This window comes from Pararobbsia alpina (assembly GCF_965118125.1).
GTDB lineage: Bacteria > Pseudomonadota > Gammaproteobacteria > Burkholderiales > Burkholderiaceae > Pararobbsia > Pararobbsia alpina_A.
Genome location: NZ_OZ221287.1, coordinates 1373414 through 1391160 on the forward strand (window position 1 = coordinate 1373414; position 17747 = coordinate 1391160).

The 17747-nt window shown below is 62.0% G+C and carries 15 protein-coding genes; 6 read left to right on the forward strand and 9 right to left on the reverse strand.

Annotation, left to right across the window (positions count from 1 at the left end; all coding sequences use genetic code 11):
- Window positions 1-60 precede the first annotated feature (60 nt).
- The 3 genes from ACMFWR_RS05860 to ACMFWR_RS05870 all read right to left on the reverse strand — a co-directional run bounded on the left by ACMFWR_RS05860 (window position 61) and on the right by ACMFWR_RS05870 (window position 3236).
- Complete coding sequence (locus ACMFWR_RS05860; RefSeq protein ID WP_413194070.1) at window positions 61-918, reverse strand: carbohydrate ABC transporter permease; 858 nt, start codon at window positions 916-918, stop codon at window positions 61-63.
- Window positions 908-1786 (reverse strand): carbohydrate ABC transporter permease, encoded by an 879-nt coding sequence (locus tag ACMFWR_RS05865; protein ID WP_413194794.1) that lies wholly within the window; start codon window positions 1784-1786, stop codon window positions 908-910. The genes ACMFWR_RS05860 and ACMFWR_RS05865 overlap by 11 nt, the downstream gene beginning before the upstream one ends.
- A gap of 208 nt (window positions 1787-1994) precedes the next feature.
- A complete protein-coding gene (locus ACMFWR_RS05870; protein WP_413194071.1) occupies window positions 1995-3236 on the reverse strand; it encodes an ABC transporter substrate-binding protein in 1242 nt (413 codons plus the stop codon).
- Window positions 3237-4201: 965 nt separating this feature from the next.
- Between ACMFWR_RS05870 and zwf the strand changes: the two genes are divergently transcribed.
- From zwf to ACMFWR_RS05890, 4 genes are all read left to right on the forward strand, one after another.
- Entirely contained in the window at window positions 4202-5662 is a 1461-nt protein-coding gene (gene zwf, locus ACMFWR_RS05875; RefSeq protein ID WP_413194072.1) for a glucose-6-phosphate dehydrogenase, read from the forward strand.
- 86 nt (window positions 5663-5748) lie between these two features.
- Window positions 5749-6438 (forward strand): 6-phosphogluconolactonase, encoded by a 690-nt coding sequence (pgl, locus tag ACMFWR_RS05880; protein ID WP_413194073.1) that lies wholly within the window; start codon window positions 5749-5751, stop codon window positions 6436-6438.
- Complete coding sequence (locus tag ACMFWR_RS05885; RefSeq protein ID WP_413194074.1) at window positions 6416-8341, forward strand: bifunctional transcriptional regulator/glucokinase; 1926 nt, start codon at window positions 6416-6418, stop codon at window positions 8339-8341. The genes pgl and ACMFWR_RS05885 overlap by 23 nt, the downstream gene beginning before the upstream one ends.
- A 136-nt stretch (window positions 8342-8477) precedes the next feature.
- Window positions 8478-9074, forward strand: coding sequence for a hypothetical protein (locus ACMFWR_RS05890; protein ID WP_413194075.1), 597 nt, complete (start codon window positions 8478-8480; stop codon window positions 9072-9074).
- A gap of 138 nt (window positions 9075-9212) precedes the next feature.
- Here the strand turns inward: ACMFWR_RS05890 and ACMFWR_RS05895 are convergent, their stop codons facing one another.
- The 6 genes from ACMFWR_RS05895 to ACMFWR_RS05920 all read right to left on the reverse strand — a co-directional run bounded on the left by ACMFWR_RS05895 (window position 9213) and on the right by ACMFWR_RS05920 (window position 15276).
- Complete coding sequence (locus ACMFWR_RS05895; protein WP_413194795.1) at window positions 9213-10337, reverse strand: porin; 1125 nt, start codon at window positions 10335-10337, stop codon at window positions 9213-9215.
- A 782-nt stretch (window positions 10338-11119) separates the two neighbouring features.
- Window positions 11120-11887, reverse strand: a complete 768-nt coding sequence (locus tag ACMFWR_RS05900; protein WP_413194076.1) for an ABC transporter ATP-binding protein — start codon at window positions 11885-11887, stop codon at window positions 11120-11122.
- Window positions 11888-11908: 21 nt separating this feature from the next.
- Window positions 11909-12622, reverse strand: a complete 714-nt coding sequence (locus ACMFWR_RS05905; protein WP_413194077.1) for an ABC transporter permease — start codon at window positions 12620-12622, stop codon at window positions 11909-11911.
- Complete coding sequence (locus ACMFWR_RS05910; RefSeq protein WP_413194078.1) at window positions 12619-13305, reverse strand: ABC transporter permease; 687 nt, start codon at window positions 13303-13305, stop codon at window positions 12619-12621. The genes ACMFWR_RS05905 and ACMFWR_RS05910 overlap by 4 nt, the downstream gene beginning before the upstream one ends.
- Before the next feature lie 154 nt (window positions 13306-13459).
- Window positions 13460-14233, reverse strand: coding sequence for an ABC transporter substrate-binding protein (locus ACMFWR_RS05915; protein WP_413194079.1), 774 nt, complete (start codon window positions 14231-14233; stop codon window positions 13460-13462).
- A 467-nt stretch (window positions 14234-14700) separates the two neighbouring features.
- Entirely contained in the window at window positions 14701-15276 is a 576-nt protein-coding gene (locus ACMFWR_RS05920; protein ID WP_413194080.1) for a hypothetical protein, read from the reverse strand.
- A 186-nt stretch (window positions 15277-15462) separates the two neighbouring features.
- On the opposite strand from ACMFWR_RS05920, the gene ACMFWR_RS05925 reads away from it, so the two are divergent.
- Both ACMFWR_RS05925 and ACMFWR_RS05930 read left to right on the forward strand, forming a co-directional pair.
- Window positions 15463-16191, forward strand: a complete 729-nt coding sequence (locus ACMFWR_RS05925) for a response regulator (RefSeq protein ID WP_413194081.1) — start codon at window positions 15463-15465, stop codon at window positions 16189-16191.
- A gap of 109 nt (window positions 16192-16300) precedes the next feature.
- Window positions 16301-17587 carry an ATP-binding protein gene (locus ACMFWR_RS05930; protein WP_413194082.1) on the forward strand — a complete coding sequence of 429 codons (1287 nt, stop codon included), beginning with the start codon at window positions 16301-16303 and terminating at the stop codon, window positions 17585-17587.
- Window positions 17588-17747: the final 160 nt, after the last annotated feature.

The window sequence follows — 17747 nt, forward strand, 5'->3', positions numbered from 1 at the left end:
CAATACTGTGAGTTGGCAGGGGAGGGCGCGGCGCAAGTCACGCAAGCGCCGCGCTTGCCATCAACCCTTGACCGCGCCGGCCGTCAGCCCGCGCACGAAAAAACGACCCGCGATCACGTACACCAACAGTGTCGGCAACGCAGCGATGATGGCCGCGGCCATATCGACGTTGTATTCCTTGACGCCCGTCGAGGTGTTCACGAGGTTGTTCAGTGCCACCGTAATCGGCATCGAATCGACGCCCGAAAACACGATACCGAACAGGAAGTCGTTCCAGATCTGCGTGAATTGCCAGATCAGGCACACCATGAAAATCGGCAGCGAGACGGGCAGCAGGATCTTGTTGAAGATCGTGAAGAAGCCGGCGCCGTCGATGCGGGCGGCCTTCACGAGCTCAGCAGGAACCGACACGTAGAAGTTCCGGAAGAACATCGTCGTGAACGCGATACCGTAGATCACGTGTACGACCACCAGACCGGTCGTCGAGTTCGACAGACCGAGCAGGCCTTCGAGGCGAGCCATCGGCAGCAGGATGGCCTGGAACGGAATGAAGCAGCCGACCAGCAGCATCGTGAACAGGCCGTCGGCGCCGCGGAAGCGCCAGTGCGTGAGCACGTAGCCGTTGAACGCGCCGATGATCGACGAGAACAGCACGGCCGGAATCACCATCTTCACCGAGTTCATGAAGAACGGTTGCATGCCTTCGCAACGCACACCGGTACAGGCTTCGCTCCACGCGCGGATCCACGGGGCCCACGTCGGATGCGACGGCGGCGTCAGCAGGTTGGTCGCGCGCAGCGTGTCGAGGTCCTTGAACGACGTGGACAGCATCACGTAGATCGGGAAGACGAAGTACAGCGCGAACAGGATCAGGATCGCGTAAATGATCGCGCGATTGACGGTGAATTTAGTTTCCACTGCGCGTGCTCCTCGATTCGAGATACATCAGCGGAACAAGCACGGCAACCACGGTCAGCAACATCATCACGGAAGAGGCGGCACCGAGGCCGAGCTGGCCGCGGTTGAACGAGAACGTGTACATGAAGATCGCGGGCAGGTACGACGACGTGCCCGGACCACCGGCATTCAGTGCGATCACGAGGTCGAACGTCTTGATCGTGATGTGGCACAGGATCAGCAGCACCGAGAAGAACACCGGACGCATGCTCGGGATCACGATCTTGCGATAGATCCGCGGCAGCGTCGCGCCGTCGACCTGGGCGGCCTTGAAGATTTCACCGTCGACACCGCGCAGACCTGCGAGGAACAGCGACATGCAGAAACCCGTCGATTGCCACACCGCAGCGATGACCACGCAGTAAATCGACCTGTCGGGATCGCCGAGCCAGTCGAACGAGAACGACGTCCAGCCCCAGTCGTGGAAGACTTTTTCGAGGCCGAGGCTCGGATTCAGAATCCATTGCCATGCGGTACCCGTCACGATGAACGAGAGCGCCATCGGGTACAGGAAGATGGCGCGAAGCGCGCCTTCGGTACGGATCTTCTGGTCAAGCAGGATCGCGAGGAACAGGCCAAGCAGCGTGCAGATCGCGATAAAGGGGATACCGAACAAGGCCAGGTTCTTGGCCGAAGTCCAGAACACGTCGTTCGAGAAGAGTTCTTCATACCGGTCGAAGCCGGCGAACGTGTAATTCGGCATCAGTCGAGAGGTCGACATCGACAGATAGCCGGTAATCAGGATGAAACCGTAAACAAAGATCAGACTGATCACGACGCTCGGCGACAGAACGAGCTTCGGAATCACGCGGTCAGCAAATGCGCTCAGGGAAGACGCACGCCGTTCGGTAGGGCTCAAGGAGACAGCCACAACACGCTCCTAAAAACGAGCCGGCACGAAGCGGATGCACGTGCCGGCGCGAGGACTCACATATCAAACCCGTTTGTGGGGCGCCGCCGATAATCACGCCGCGCTGCAACATGCGCGACGTGGGAGTCGGCAGCCTGCCCCGCAAGGTCAGGCTGCTGCTAATACATTACTTCGTCTTTGCTGCCTTCGCGAGTTCTGCGACGGCCGTCTTCGAATCTTCATCCGAGTTCATGAACTTCGTCACGACGTCGGTGATGGCGCCTGCAACGGCGTCACCTTGTGCCATGCCGTGAGCCAGCGACGGGACGTAACCGCCGCCCTTGATCGCCGTTTGTTCATCCGCGTACGAAGCCTTCGCGCAGTCGTCGAACTTGTCCATCGGCACGCCCAGGCGAACCGGGATCGAGCCCTTGTACAGGCTGAACTGTTCCTGGAATTCCGGCGTCATGATCGTCTTGGCCAGTGCCAGTTGACCCGGCGTTGCAGCCGACTGACCCTTTTCCTTGAAGAACACGAACGAGTCGACGTTGAACGTGTAGCCCGTTGCCGTGCCCGGTGCTGCCGAGCAGACGTAGTCCTTGCCCGGAACCTTGCTTGCGTTCGCGAACTCGCCCTTCGCCCAGTCACCCATGAACTGCATGCCAGCCTTGCCCTGGATAACCATCGACGTTGCGAGGTTCCAGTCGCGGCCTGCGTGGCCCTTGTCGAAGTAGGTCGTGATCTTGCGGACCGTGTCGAACACTTGAACCATCTGAGCCGACGTCAGCGTCTTCTGGTCGAGGTCGACGATCGCCTTCTTGTAGAAGTCGTTGCCTTGCGACAGCACCACGTCTTCCCACAGCGTCAGGTCTTGCCACGGTTGACCGCCGGCTGCAACCGGGATCAGGCCGTCAGCCTTGAACTTGTCGGCCAGGGCGAAGAATTCCGGCCACGTCTTCGGCGGCTGAGCGCCAGCCTTGTCGAGAGCGGCCTTGTTGATCCACAGCCAGTTCACGCGGTGAACCGAGAACGGAGCAGCAACGGTCTTGCCTTGGTACTTGATGATCTTGTCGATCGCGGGCGGCAGGTTCTTGTCCCAGTCGGTCGCTGCCGAGTCGATCGGCACGAGCACGTCCTGTTGCGCCCAGTCTTGAATCAGCGGGCCCTTGATCTGGGCTGCCGACGGCGGGTTACCCGAGATGACCTGCGTCTTCAGCGCAGTCATGGCGGCTGCACCACCGCCACCGGCGACAGCGTAGTCCTTCCATTGATAGCCCTGCTTGTCGAGATCCGACTTCAGCACGCCGACGGCCTTGGCTTCACCGCCCGACGTCCACCAGTGCAGCACTTCGACCTGTTCGGCAGCTTGCGCGGTGCCAACAACCATTCCGGCTGCGCACAGCGCGCCGATGATCGCACGGACTTTCATTGCTTATCTCCTCCAGACACCAGATGAAAACGAATGGTTGACTAACCCTCTCGGGCATTGTTTTGACTACATCGGGGACGGTCGAGCGGCGGCGCGATCGTCCGCGGCTCTCAAGAGATGAACATAGCGTGCAGCAAAGACGTGTCTCCTCTTTTGATATTGACCGGACCCCTTGTTGAAATTCGAGGATGCTGCTCGTCCGGTCAGGGGGCCTGGTGACCCGGGTGTACGGTCTGAAACCGTTGCGTTCTACGCAGGAGAGCTGCGCCCGCCGCGCCGCTCCACCACTGCCCGGGCAACCCGGCGATCCGGTGTGATGCGCATGCCGACCGATGGACCTTATGCGGGTCAACATCATGTCGCGACGTGTTGTCCGCGCATTCCGAAACGTGGGATACCCCTTGAATTCGATTGTAGTTAAACTACAATTCAGTGTCAAAAAATTTATCGGTCGGACTACCTCGGCTTAGGGCAACTCCCTATCACGAGCTCACCCGTACTGTGACCATCATCGAAAGCTTGATGCGGGGCGCAGGGGGTGCGAGGTTCGATCATGCGGTACCTGTCTTCGTATCGGCGTGTCGTGACAAAGACATGACGCACGGGCGGCGAATGCGGTGAGCAGTGCGAACGGCGCGCGGATGCGGATGCGTGTTTAGCTCGTCTCTCGCTGCGCGCGCCCGATATCGAGGCCGGATGCGGCACAGCGTGTTGCGCTGACGTTGAGCGCGGCAACTGCATCGTGCATGCCACGACGTGGCATCCGGGATCGAAGTGTGTCAGTTGATATATCAATTTCACGGCATTCGATGTACGCGAGCGGGCGAGGGCCCATGACGGCCTCAACGCTCGACGTGCACGCTGCGATGACTAGGTGTTACCCGCATGCCGCTCGACGGTCGAGCAGGACAGCGGTCCTGCGGTCCGCCAGGCGGTGATCGCAGTCAAACCAATAGCGGAGACACATGCAAAACGACTCGGGCTTCACGTTTGTCCTGTTCGGCGGGACGGGCGATCTTGCGATGCGCAAGATCCTGCCTGCGCTTTACGAAGCGCATAAGGGCGGCATGCTCGCCGACAGCGGCCGGATCGTCGGCATCGCGCGCGACAGCTACGATCGCGCAGGCTATCTCGCATGGGTCGAACAGCATGTGCGCGCACATGTATCGCACGCGGACTTCGACGAGAGCGTCTGGCAGGCTTTCCTCAACCGGTTCGAGTACGCTGCGCTCGATTTGTCGCGTCGCGACGATTTCGTGTTGCTGCGCGACATGCTCAAGGAATTGCCGGCGAGCGTGCGCGTGTTCTATCTCGCAACCGGCCCGTCGCTGTTCGTGCCGACATGCCGTGCGCTCGCGAGCGTCGGCCTGAACGCGGGCGCGCGCATCGTGCTCGAAAAACCGCTCGGCTATGACCTCGCGTCGTCCAACGCGATCAATGACGCGGTGGGCGAGATCTTCGCCGAAGAGCAGATTTACCGGATCGATCACTACCTTGGCAAGGAGTCGGTGCAGAACCTGCTTGCGCTGCGTTTCGGCAACGTGCTGTTCGAGCCGCTGTGGCGCCGCGAGTGGGTCGAGAGCATTCAGATCACGATCGCCGAGGAGCTCGGCGTCGAGGCGCGCGGGGAGTTTTATAACCAGACCGGCGCACTGCGCGACATGGTGCAGAACCATTTGCTGCAGCTGCTTTCGATCGTGGCGATGGAACCGCCCCATTCGATCGAATCCGACAGCGTGCGCGACGAGAAGCTGCGCGTCTTGCGCTCGCTCAAGCCGGTGCAGCGCGGCGACATCAGCAAGGTCGCTGTGCGCGGCCAGTATCACGCGGGCGTGATCCGCGGTACGCCGGTACCGGCTTACGCGGCCGAACCGGGTGTGCCTGCGGACAGCACGACCGAGACGTTCGTCGCGCTCAAGGTCGAGATCGAAAACTGGCGTTGGGCGGGTGTGCCGTTCTTCTTGCGCACGGGCAAGCGGCTTGCCGATCGCGTCGCCGAAATCGTCGTCAATTTCCGGCAGGTGCCGCACTCCGCGCTCGGCGGCTGGCCCGCGGGCCAGAACCGCCTCGTGATCCGGCTGCAGCCGAATGAATCGATTCGCCTGTATTGCCAGGCGAAGCAGCCCGGTGAAGGGTGGAGCCTCGCCCAGGTGCACCTGGATCTTGCGTTCGACCAGTTCTTCAAGGAGAACCGGATGGAGGCGTATCAGCGGCTGTTGCTCGACGTGATCAACGGCCGTCTTGCGCTGTTTGTGCGGCGCGACGAACAAGAAGCTGCATGGCGCTGGGTCGAGCCGATTCTCGACGAGTGGGCTGCGTCGCCGCTCAAGGGGCCGAAGCCTTATGCGTCGGGCACCTGGGGCCCGGCTGCGGCGAGCGCCATGCTGGCGCAACATGGGACATGCTGGCTCGAAGAAGAGAACTGATCGTACGCATTGCAGAGGGGGGCCTGACGCGCCAGGGCGCGGCAGATCCGGATTCATACTTATAAAGAGAGAAGGACGGAGGAGAAGTGATCGAGCTTCACGCATTCGACGACCCGATCGTCCAGGCGGACGCGTTGTCGCGCGCCGTTGGCGATGCGCTTCAGGCGCACCTTGCGGCTGGGCCCGCATCCCGTCACGTCACGTTCGCCGTCTCGGGCGGCAGCAGTCCCAAGCGCTTCCTGCAGGCGCTGTCGGGCCAGCCGTTCGACTGGTCGCGGATCGACCTGACGCTGGTCGACGACCGCTGGGTACCCGATGATCATAAGGACAGTAACGTCCGGTTTGCACGTGAGAACCTGCTGCGCGGCGAGGCCGCGAATGCGCGCTTTACGCCGCTCGTCGACGTCTCGCGCGATCCCGCTGACCAGATCGCACGGCTCAATGCGTCGGGCGACCCGGCGCTGCCCAATATCGCCGTGCTGGGTATGGGCGAGGATGGCCACACGGCATCGATCTTTGCCGATGCGCCCGAGTGGAACGAGGCCATCACGACCGACGCGCGCTTTGTGCTCGTGCACCCGGGCGCCGCACCTCACGCGCGCGTGAGCTGGTCGTTGTCCGCGCTCAAGCGGATCGACCGCCTGTTTCTGTTGATCGCTGGCAAGAGCAAGCTCGACGTGCTCGAGAAAGCTGCCGCGAGTCCACTCGATAATGCCATCTCGAAGCTGGCGAATGATAAGGGAGTCAAACTCGATGTCTACTGGTCAGCGGAATAAGTCCACCGCGGCGGCGCATGAAAACCCGCACGCGGACGGCCCGCGCCTTCTTGCCGACATCGGTGGAACCAATGCGCGTTTCGCGCTTGAGTTCGGACCGGACCAGATCGAACAGGTCCGTGTTTATCCGTGCGCTGACTATCCGGGCGTCGCGGATGCAATCCGCAAGTACCTCAAGGATACGAAGGTCGGTCACGTCAACCATGCGGCGGTCGCGATTGCGAACCCCGTCGATGGTGACGAGATCAAGATGACGAATCACCACTGGAGCTTTTCGATCGAGTCGACGCGACGTGCGCTCGGCTTCGACACGCTGCTGGTCGTCAACGATTTCACCGCGCTCGCGATGGCACTGCCGCGGCTGACCGACGAGCAACGCGTTCAGGTCGGCGGCGGCAAGGCCAAGCAAAACAGCGTGATCGGCCTGCTTGGCGCAGGAACGGGGCTCGGCGTGTCGGGCCTGATTCCGGCTGACGATCGCTGGATCGCACTGGGCAGCGAAGGGGGTCATGCGACGTTTGCACCGGTCGACGAGCGTGAAGTCTTTCTGCTCGAGTATGCGCAGAAGAAGTGGCCGCACGTGTCGTACGAACGCATGTGCGCAGGTCCGGGTATTGAGCTCATCTATCGCGGGCTTGCAGCGCGCGCCAAGAAGCGCGTCGGCTCGAATATCGACCCCGCCGAAGTCACGCGCCGTGCGCTCGAAGACAACGAGCCGCTCGCGGTTGAAGCGCTCGATGTGTTCTGCGGCATTCTCGGCACCTTTGCCGGCAGTCTGGCCGTGACGCTCGGTTCGCTCGGCGGCGTCTATATCGGCGGCGGGGTCGTGCCGCGCCTTGGCGAATTCTTCACGAAGTCGTCGTTCCGTCAGCGTTTCGAAGCAAAGGGCCGCTTCGAAACGTATTTGTCGAATATCCCGATCTACGTGATCACGGCCGAATATCCGGCGTTTCTCGGCGTGTCGGCGATCCTGCACGAGCAACTGAGCGACCGCGGCAGCGGCGGCTCGGCGGTGTTCGAGCGCATTCGCCAGATGCTCGACGCACTGACGCCGGCCGAACGCCGCGTGGCGGACCTCGCGCTCAACCATCCGCGCTCGGTCATCAACGATCCGATCGTCGACATCGCGCGCAAGGCCGCGGTGAGCCAGCCGACGGTGATCCGCTTCTGCCGCACGCTGGGTTGCCAGGGGCTGTCCGATTTCAAGCTGAAGCTTGCGACAGGTCTGACGGGCACGATTCCGATGAGCCATAGCCAGGTCCATCTCGGCGATACGCCGACGGACTTCGGCACGAAGGTGCTCGACAACACGGTGTCGTCGATTCTTCAGTTGCGCGAGCATCTGAACTTCGAGAACGTCGAGAAGGCAATTGACGTGCTGAGCAGCGCGCGCCGCATCGAGTTCTATGGCCTCGGCAATTCGAACATCGTCGCGCAGGACGCGCACTACAAGTTCTTCCGTTTCGGCATTCCGACGATCGCCTACGGCGATCTGTATATGCAGGGCGCTTCGGCAGCGCTGCTCGGCCCGGGCGACGTGATCGTCGCGATCTCGAAGTCGGGCAAGGCGCCCGAGCTTCAACGCGTGCTCGATGTCGCGATGCAGAACGGTGCGAAGGTCATTGCGATCACGTCGAGCAATACGCCGCTTGCGAAGAAGGCCACCGTGGCGCTCGAAACCGATCACATCGAGATTCGCGAGTCGCAGCTCTCGATGATTTCGCGGATTCTGCATCTGGTCATGATCGACGTACTCGCGGTGGGCGTGGCGATTCGCCGTGCTGCGCCGCAGGTCGATGTGCAGAAGAGTGCGAAGCGCGCGCGTGCCGAAGGAAAGGCGGAGACGGTCGATGTGCTCGACTGGCTGAGCCATGGAGCGGCGGCGGCACAGAAGGGCGAGTAAATGTAGTCGTGCCTTGCGTGTGCGAATCGTCGCGCAGATCAGCTTCGTGTGCGACACGGCAGCATGGACATCAAGAGCGGACCTCGTGGTCCGCTCTTTTTTTCGCCCCGGCGTTGGCCGCAAGAAGCGGCGTTCCATGCTAGCCGCGCAAGGCTCGAAGGGTGACGATCAGCGTGTCCCGTTTGGTGAGTGCACGCACATGTATCGTTCATCGACCAAGATGCAGCCCCAGCTCTTCGACGTGTGGAATCCGAATCAGCGGTCCAGGGATCGGGTCATGGGCCGGTCGTCCGATCAGATGAGGCTCAATCGGCAGAACGCCAGAATACGGCAAGGCGACTACGACGCGCGTATCGGGCCGGACATGCGAGCGAGGTTGCAAGCACCCTTCTGGCGCCGTGTGTCGACAGTCCGATCGGCGGCTCATCCGGCGGCAGGCTGGGGCGTCGCACTCGGATTGCTTTTCGCCGCGGGCGTGCATCTCTGGTTTGGCGCTGGCGGAAGCAGCACAAAGAAAACGGAGGCGATGTGCCTGCTGGCAACCTTCTTCGTCGGGCTTGTCAGAGTGGTGTCGGTGAACAGTGCGGCGATCGGGTGGGAGGTCGATGGTGCAGACGGGATGCCGCGCGCCGTGCGGTTGGCGCTAGCAGCCCGAGCCAGCCTCGATGCGGCTGTCGGCAACGGGGTCGGCTTTATAGTCGGTGCCGGCCTCTACTGCGCCTGGAACCGATAATAAAATCGGCGCACAGGTTCGAAAACCTGATGCGCCGATCTGTACGTACCGCTGTTGCCTTTCTGTTGTCTTAGCCGCTCCGTCCCGAGAAAGACGCTGACGGGGGATTCCGGCTAAGTGGCAACGAACCCGTGGCGATTAGAACGAGTGGTCGATGCCAGCGAAGAAGCCCGACTGGCTGTGACCCGGCAGCGGGTTCTGGCTGTTCTGGATCGACTGCGCGCTCGTCGTGTTGAACGCTGCGCTGTTGTCCGGTGCTTCAGCGAACAGCGAGAAATTCGCCGTCGAGCTGTTGCGCACGGTTGCGCCCGTCAGGTACAGGAACGTACGCTTCGACAGGTTGTACGTACCCGTCATTTCGTACAGGGTTGCGTTGCCGCCGCCCTTGTTCACGTTGATGTGATAGCCACCGCCCGTCAGCGCGAGAGCCGGCGTGAACTGGTACGTCACACCGAGCCATTCGTGGTCGGCCGACGTCGGGCCGCCATCGGTCACGGCGTTCGCGTTCAAATGCTCATACGCGCCTTGAACCTTGACCGGTCCGAACGTCAGGTTCACAGCAGCCGTGTACTCGCGGCTGAATGCGAACAGGTTCGAGAACTGACCATTGCCGTCGCGGATTTCGTCGTACAGGCCGCGGACCTGGAAGAACGAACCCGTGTACGTGATCTGCGCACCACCGGCACGACCGGTCGACGACACCGCTGCCGGCGTACCTGCGTTGTTGTTGCCGTTGAAGTTCGTGCTGTTCGAGAACGCATACTGACCTGCGAAATCGAAGCCGTAGAACTTCGGCGACTGGTAGTTGACCGAGTTGCTGACTTGCGGCCAGTTACGACCACGAACCAGCGAAGCCGACGACCAGTTTTCCTGCACGAACGGGTCAAAGTCCCACACGCCGTTCGAGATGAACAGCGAGCGGCCCAGTTCGAACGTACCGTACGTCGGGCTGCTCAGACCAACCAATGCGTAACGATTGAAGAGCTGGCCGCTGCCGCCGCCAACCGTACCGTTTTGCAGCGCAAAGCCGGTTTCCAACTTGAAGATGGCCGACAGACCGCCGCCCAGATCTTCCGAACCCTTCATACCCCAGAGGCTCGTACCCCAGTCGCCCGACTCAGCTTCGAAGCGATGGCCGTTCTTCAGGCCGTTGACATATTCCACGCCTGCGTCGAGACGACCGTACAGCGTCACGCTGTTTTGCGCGTACGCCGCGGTCACGCCCGCAGCCATCAGCGATGCTGCGAGCATTGCCTTTTTCATCATTGACTCCTCCGTACCCTGTAGTGCGTGTAAGCAGTCCGACCGCCTACCGCCTGGCGCAATGCGCCATTCGTCCGGCACCCCAGTGGCACCGGACACCTGCACCGACGCCCAGCGCGTCGGATTCGTGCGTCCTGATTTCGCGGCTCCCCAGCACGCAATCGCGAAGCAACGCCCCAGCGGCATCGATCGCAATCAAGAAATCAGGATTTGATTCGGAGAAACACCGGCTGGCATGTCGTGCAGCGGACCTTCCCCAGAAGGTTTTTCGCTAAAGGCCCGACCGTGGCCGCTGTCTCAATAATTGGTAAGTCTCCTGGTGATCCCGCCATTTGGAGTAAAACTACGCCCGATATTCCGGGTTTTCGTTGTTTGATTACCAATCTAGCAAAAGATAAGCATGTACACCAAGTTCGCTTATCGGCACGGCGCGGGTCTGTCGCACAAATGCAATGCGTGGAACCGCCGTTTATAAACGGGTGGGATGACCAGTTTCATCCAAATGATTGAATGCATGTCGTTTTCGCCCGGTAACCGTTGCTTGATAAGGGAAACCCACTATTGACGGTTCATGTCAGGAATATGAATCGGGCGCATGAAATCCATCTGTAAGATGCACTTTTATGCGCAAAGTGAGTTGCCCGTGCCCGACCGGCGCGTTCCGGCAAACCGGATCCGGACGATTCGGGGTGACCGGCGCTTGGCGGCGAAGATGCGAAAGGAGGAAAGGCGAGGCCCCTGACGGGGTGCCGGGGCCGGCGGAGGACCGCCGGCCGGAAGACTTACTTGAGGCTGCCTGACAGGAACTGCCGGAGCCGTTCGCTCCTGGGTTGAACGAGCACTTCACTCGGCTCGCCTTCTTCTTCGACGCGCCCCTGATGCAGGAACATCACATGGTTCGACACGTTGCGCGCGAAGCCCATTTCATGGGTGACCACAACCATCGTGCGACCCTCTTCGGCGAGTGACTGCATGACCTTGAGCACTTCCGACACGAGCTCGGGGTCGAGCGCGGAGGTCGGCTCGTCGAACAGCATCACATCCGGTTGCATCGCCAGCGCGCGTGCGATGGCCACGCGTTGTTGCTGGCCGCCCGAGAGGTGCGCCGGATACTGCTTTTCGACGGCAGGAGCCAGGCCCACCCGCTTGAGGTAGGTACGGGCGCGTTCCTCAGCCTCTGCACGAGACAGGCCGAGCACATGCATCGGCGCCTCGATCACGTTCTCGAGTGCGGTCAGATGGGCCCACAGGTTGAAATGCTGGAACACCATCGACAGCTTCGTGCGCACCTTCTGAAGCTGCTTCGTATCGGCAACCTTGAGCGCGCCACCCCGATCGGCGACCGTGCGGACTTCCTCCCCATTCACATAGATGCGACCCGCATTGGGTTGCTCGAGAAAGTTGATGCAACGCAGGAACGTGCTTTTGCCCGAACCCGAGGAGCCGATGATGCTGATGACGTCGCCGGCCTTCGCACGCAGCGAAACGCCTTTGAGCACTTCATGATCGCCGTATTGCTTGTGAATATCGTCGACGAACAGTTTGTCCATAGCAATCCTGAACCGGTTGAATCAATGGCGCCGCGGCGCGAGGTACGCGAGCCAGCGCTTTTCCGCGCGCCGAAACAGCGCGACGAGGCTGAACGAAATGCCCAGATAGAGCAGGGCGGCAATGCCGAATGCCTGAAAGGACAGATAGGTCGCCGAATTCGCGTCGCGCGCAATCTTCAGAATATCGGGCACCGTGGCCGTGAACGCGAGCGTCGTGGCGTGCAGCATGAGGATCACTTCGTTGCTGTACAGCGGCAGCGCCCGGCGCAGCGCCGACGGAATCACGATGCGGCGCAACGTCGTGAAGCGCGACATGCCGTACGCGCGCGCGGCCTCGACCTCGCCATACGGCGTGGCCTTGATGGCGCCCGCGAAGATCTCGGTCGTGTACGCGCACGTGTTCAATGCAAAGGCGAGCAGCGTGCAGTTCATGCCGCTGCGAAAGAACGCGTCGAGCGGCGCATGGTCGCGCACGACCTGCAGTGAATACACGCCCGTATAGAACAGCAGCAACTGGATGTAGAGCGGCGTGCCGCGGAACACATACGTGTAGAGCCACACCGGTGCCGAGACCCACTTGTTCTCGGACACGCGTGCCACGGCGAGCGGCACCGACAGGCAAAAACCGATGCCGATCGAAATGACCAGCAGCCACAGCGTGATTGCGACGCCCGTGATGTGTTCGCCGTCCGTGAACAGGAAGGCGCGCCAGTAATCGTGAAGGATCTGGATCATATTTGCGCCCTGCGCACGCCGGTGGCGTAGCGACGTTCGAGCCAGATCAGCACGAGATTCGAGATCGTCGTGATCGCCAGATACACGACCGCGGCCACCATCACGAAGAAGAACATATTGAACGTTGCCTTGCCCGCATCCTGCGTCGCCTTGACCACATCGGCGAGACCGATGATCGACACGAGCGCCGTCGACTTCACGAGCACCTGCCAGTTATTGCCGATGCCGGGCAATGCGAATCGCATCATCTGCGGAAACAGAATGCGCGAGAACGTTTGCCAGCCCGTCATGCCGTACGCGGCGGCCGCTTCGTATTGCCCGCGCGGAACGGACAGGAAAGCGCCGCGGAATGTCTCTGTGAAATACGCCCCGTAGATAAAGCCGAGCGTGATCACGCCGGCCACGAAGGGGCTGATGTCGATCTGGTCCATGTTGAACAGATCGGTGATCTGGTTAAGCCAGATCTGAAGGCTGAAAAACAGCAGCAGCATGAGCACGAGGTCGGGCACGCCGCGAATCAGTGTCGTGTAGACCGTCGCGATGCCCTTCAACGCCCTGTTTTTCGAGAGTTTGGCGCCTGCGCCAAGCAAGCCGAGCACGAAGGCGACGACGAGCGACAACACAGAAAGCTGGATCGTCTGCCACGTGCCTTGCAGGATCAGCGGGCCATAGCCTGCCAGCATGGAAAACCTTGTGTCGGGGAGAAGCGGGCAGCGCGTGCCGCCCGCCGGGTTGCTTCTTCAGAGACCGGGTGCGTCGGAGACGACGGTGCCCGGTCGAAACTGCATGTGACGTACGAAAGTCGACTTTGGAAAAGCGACTTCCGGCTCCGGCTGCTTACTTCGAATAAATGTTGAAGTCGAAGTACTTCTTCTGCAGCTTGTCGAACGTGCCGTCAGCGTGAATTTCGGCCATGGCCTTGTTCAGCTTGGTCTTCAGCTCGGTGTCTTCCTTGCGAAGGCCGATGCCCGTGCCGGCGCCGATCGTTTGCGGATCGTTGACTTCCGGACCGGCCCACGCGTAGCCCTTGCCTTGCGGCGTCTTCAGGAAGCCGATGTCGGCCTGCACTTCATCCTGCAGCGTCGCGTCGAGGCGGCCCGAGATCAGGTCGGCATAGACCTGTTGCTGATCCTGATACGGAACGACCGTCACGCCAGCCGGGGCCCAGTGAGCCTTGGCGTACGCTTCCTGCGTCGTGCCCTGCTCGACGCCCACGCGCTTGCCCTTGAGCGAATCCGGAGTCGGCTGGAGGTTCGAGCCGGCCTTCGCGATCATGCGTGCGGGTGCGTCGAACAGCTTGTCCGAGAACGCAATTTCCTTTTCACGCGCTTCGGTGATCGACAGCGACGAAATGATGCCGTCGAACTTGCGTGCCTTGAGTGCAGGGATCAGACCGTCGAAATCCTGCGGAACCCAGACGCACTTTGCCTTGAGCTTCGCGCAGAGCGCGTTGCCGAGGTCGATATCGAAACCGACGATGTCACCGTTCGAGGCCTTCGATTCGAACGGGGGATAGCTGGCGTCGACGCCGAAGCGAATGGTCGAGTAGTCCTTGGCCTGGGCGCCGAAGGCGACCAGAGCGAGCGACAGGCACAAAGCGAGTTTTTTCATTGTTTCCCTGACTTGGATGAGAGAGCCGGACTGGCGGGCGAATCACTCTTGGCGAATCGTCCGAAAAACATTGTAGACGGACAAAATGCCTGCTGGCGTGGGGCAGGTCGTCCGCGCCGGACGCACGGCGGAGCGGTTGCCCGGCCTTGCGAATGAGGCGGGATTGTACCCGAAGCGCGTCAGGATCAAATTGGGGCTTGTCTGACCGGGTGCAGGGGGATGGGCAAGTGCGCCGGCCCGGTGTAGGGCGGGCAGGGACGGTATACCGGATGGTGCGCTATGGAGTGCGCTGCTGAGTGCGCTGCTGAGTGCGCTGCTGAGTGCGCTGCTGAGTGCGCTATGCAAACCGGTCCGGCTACGCAATCTGCGTGAGAGGACGGAGCGGCGAAGACACCTTCTCGACGAGGGTTCGCCGAGAAGGGTCGCAGATGGACGGTCGACGATTGCTCGCCGACTGAGCCGTCGCCTTATTGCGCTGCAGACGAAGCCGCGCCTTGATGCTGCTGTTCCCAGCGTTGCTTGAACGCGGCATGGCGCGCCTGCGCTTGTGCCCAGTCGGCCTTCAGCGTGGAGCTGACAAGCGTCTTTTGCTGGTCGTTCAACGCGCTGTAGACATTGAGCCAGGCCTGGACGGTCTGCTCATGCAGCTGATGGAACTGCTGCATTTGCTGCTCGCGCTGGGCATGCATGCCGCTCAGGTCGAGGATCGGCACTTGCGATTGCGCCTGCATCTGCGACTTGTCCTGCTGGTGCAGCGTGCGCTCCTGCTGGCGGTTAGCCTTCGTCGTGGCGACGGCGGTTTGCCAGAGCGCTTCCTGCTGCGACGTGAGGTTGAGCTGGGCGTGGAGCTTCATGAGCTCGTGCTCGAAGCCGCCGTGGTGGTGATGCCACCCGCCGGCGTGCGCCCCCGAAGCTGCAAGCGGCGCGGACGTCTGAGCGACCGCGACGCCGCCGACGGCGAGGGCGGCCACTGCCGCGACTCCCGCGATCTTTGCCGCGAAAGAGGTCGTTGCACGGGGCGATGAATGGGTTTTGCGGAACATGTTGTCGTTCTCCGATCAAACGCTAGATAGCGTGAGTGAAGCGTATCGACTCATCGGTGCGCGACGTTTACGCTGTGGGCCGAGTTTGTTACTTGCAATTACCCTTCCGCGTCCGAGTAACCTCTTGTAATTCCTCGCGGGACTGACCCCTCAAACGCTCTTCATCGACCGTTTACACTGCGCACCATGGCTACTCAAATTCTGATCATCGACGACGACCCCGAACTGCGCGACCTGCTGCGTGACTATCTGCAGCGTCAGGGCATGGAGGTCTCGGTTCTTCACGATGCGGCTTCGCTCGAGCGCCGGCTCGAACGGGAGCGTCCCGACCTGATCGTGCTCGATCTCATGATGCCGGGTGTCGACGGTCTGACCGCGCTGCGTCAGTTGCGCGCGACCGGCGACGATATCCCCGTGATCATGCTGACCGCGCGTGCCGATGACGTCGATCGCATCGTCGGGCTCGAGCTCGGCGCCGACGACTATCTCGGCAAACCGTTCAACCCGCGCGAGCTGCTGGCGCGCGTGCAAGCCGTGCTTCGCCGCCGCAAGACGGTGCCCAGCGCCGCGCCCGAGCAGCGTGAACCCTATAACTTCGGCCGTTTCGTGCTCGACTTCCAGGCACGCACGCTGACGCAGGCGGGTGCGGCCGTGCCGCTGTCAGGCAGCGAGTTCGCCTTGCTCAAGATCTTTGTGAACCACCCGATGCGTACGCTCACGCGCGAGCGTTTGCTCGAGCTGCTGCACGGACCCGAGTACGACGGCACCGACCGCGGTATCGATGTCCAGGTGTGGCGCCTGCGCCGCATCCTCGAGGGCGATCCGTCCGCGCCGCGCTTCATTCAGACGGTGCGCGGGCGCGGGTATGTGTTCGTGCCCGACGGCGAACACGACGCTGCGGCGGCTGCCAGCTGAAGGTTGCCCATTGAACCTGACTCGCACACTCGGGCTCGGTGCGCTGTTTCGACGGCGTGCGCCGTCGCGCGGCGACACGGACGAGGGTGTGCGATTTGCTGTACCCAAGATGAGAATCCGACCTTTTGATTCGCTGTTTGGCCGCCTGTCGATCTTTACCGTCGGCGTGCTGCTGCTTTCCCATTTCGCCTGGTATACCGTCATCCGGTTCGAGCGTTCGGAAATGCAGACACGCTATGCGGTCGAGGAAACCACGTTCCTCGTCGACGCCGTGAAGCAGCATCAGGTGCGCACGCCGAATCTGCCATTGCCGTCGCGCGTGCGCCTTGTCGATCAGGGGTCGTCTTCCGTTCCGGCGTCGGACCCGGACAACAACTCCCCGTTTTCCCGTTTCCTGACCGACTTCCGCGAGTCGATGCCTTCGGGCACGATGCTGCGCATTGACGACAGTGCGCATCCGCCGCGCCTGTGGGTGCTGATGCCCAACGACACGCAGTGGATCGTCGTGCCGTTGCAGCCGCTGCGCGGCGGCCCGCGTACGTTCGACAAGATGCTGTTCTGGCTGATCTTCATCACGATCGGCGCGGCGATGTCGGCGTTGTTCGCGGCATGGCAGGTGCAACGCCCGTTGCGTACGCTGGCCGGCGCGGTCGGCCGCTTCGGGCGCGGACAGCATGTCGCGCCTGTCGCCGAGTCGGGACCGCGCGAACTTCGTCAGCTCACGCGCGGCTTCAATCAGATGGTGAACGACATCTCGCAGACGCAGAGCGATCGCAACGTCATGCTCGCGGGGGTTGCCCACGATCTGCGCACGCCGCTGGCGCGCTTGCGCCTGCGCGCGGAAATGATGGAAGACACGCGCTCGCGCGACGGCGTGGTGCGCGACGTCGATTCTCTGACGCACATCGTCGACCAGTTCCTGATGTTCGCGAACGACACGCTTGACACGTCGATGCCGACTTCGGTCGACGGACTGTGCGAACGTGCGGCACGCAATTTCCACGCGGTGTACCCGTCCGAGCCGCCGGTCGTGCTCGAACTCGCCGCAGGCGAATCGTTCGTGTTGCCCGAAGCCTCGCTCGACCGGATTCTGGCCAACCTGCTCGAAAACGCCCACGCGTATGGGGAAGCGCCGATCACGGTGTCGACCTGGCGTGACGACGGCACGTGGTGCCTGCGGGTGTGCGACTCGGGCGACGGCATTTCACCGGCGAATCTGGCGGCGGCCACGCGGCCTTTCGTGCGGCTCGACCCCGCACGCGGGGGTAACGGGCACAGCGGCCTGGGGCTAGCGATTGTCGACCGCCTCACGCGTCACGCGGGGGGCGATTGCGAGATCGACAACCGTCCCGAGGGTGGCCTGCGCGTGACGATGCGGTTCCAGGTCCGCGCCTAGGCACTGCGAATGCCGGTGATCCGGTCGTCTTCCGGGCGGGGCATGTACGTGGGCCGCTGCGCGCAAGCACGTGGCGGCCGCATACGGCTTCGACCGATGAGCGGCCGTACTGCAGACCCGGCATGAAGCTCCATCGGGCTTCCGACGAGGTCGGTTCAGC

What these genes read in the sequence shown, in the direction of transcription:
- ACMFWR_RS05915 (WP_413194079.1), bottom strand. Translation starts at nt 14,233, where the DNA reads ATGAAAAAACTCGCTTTGTGCCTGTCGCTCGCTCTGGTCGCCTTCGGC.
- ACMFWR_RS05890 (WP_413194075.1), top strand. Translation starts at nt 8,478, where the DNA reads ATGCTAGCCGCGCAAGGCTCGAAGGGTGACGATCAGCGTGTCCCGTTT.
- zwf (WP_413194072.1), top strand. Translation starts at nt 4,202, where the DNA reads ATGCAAAACGACTCGGGCTTCACGTTTGTCCTGTTCGGCGGGACGGGC.
- ACMFWR_RS05905 (WP_413194077.1), bottom strand. Translation starts at nt 12,622, where the DNA reads ATGATCCAGATCCTTCACGATTACTGGCGCGCCTTCCTGTTCACGGAC.
- ACMFWR_RS05900 (WP_413194076.1), bottom strand. Translation starts at nt 11,887, where the DNA reads ATGGACAAACTGTTCGTCGACGATATTCACAAGCAATACGGCGATCAT.
- ACMFWR_RS05870 (WP_413194071.1), bottom strand. Translation starts at nt 3,236, where the DNA reads ATGAAAGTCCGTGCGATCATCGGCGCGCTGTGCGCAGCCGGAATGGTT.
- ACMFWR_RS05920 (WP_413194080.1), bottom strand. Translation starts at nt 15,276, where the DNA reads ATGTTCCGCAAAACCCATTCATCGCCCCGTGCAACGACCTCTTTCGCG.
- ACMFWR_RS05930 (WP_413194082.1), top strand. Translation starts at nt 16,301, where the DNA reads ATGAGAATCCGACCTTTTGATTCGCTGTTTGGCCGCCTGTCGATCTTT.
- ACMFWR_RS05885 (WP_413194074.1), top strand. Translation starts at nt 6,416, where the DNA reads ATGTCTACTGGTCAGCGGAATAAGTCCACCGCGGCGGCGCATGAAAAC.
- ACMFWR_RS05895 (WP_413194795.1), bottom strand. Translation starts at nt 10,337, where the DNA reads ATGAAAAAGGCAATGCTCGCAGCATCGCTGATGGCTGCGGGCGTGACC.
- ACMFWR_RS05910 (WP_413194078.1), bottom strand. Translation starts at nt 13,305, where the DNA reads ATGCTGGCAGGCTATGGCCCGCTGATCCTGCAAGGCACGTGGCAGACG.
- ACMFWR_RS05925 (WP_413194081.1), top strand. Translation starts at nt 15,463, where the DNA reads ATGGCTACTCAAATTCTGATCATCGACGACGACCCCGAACTGCGCGAC.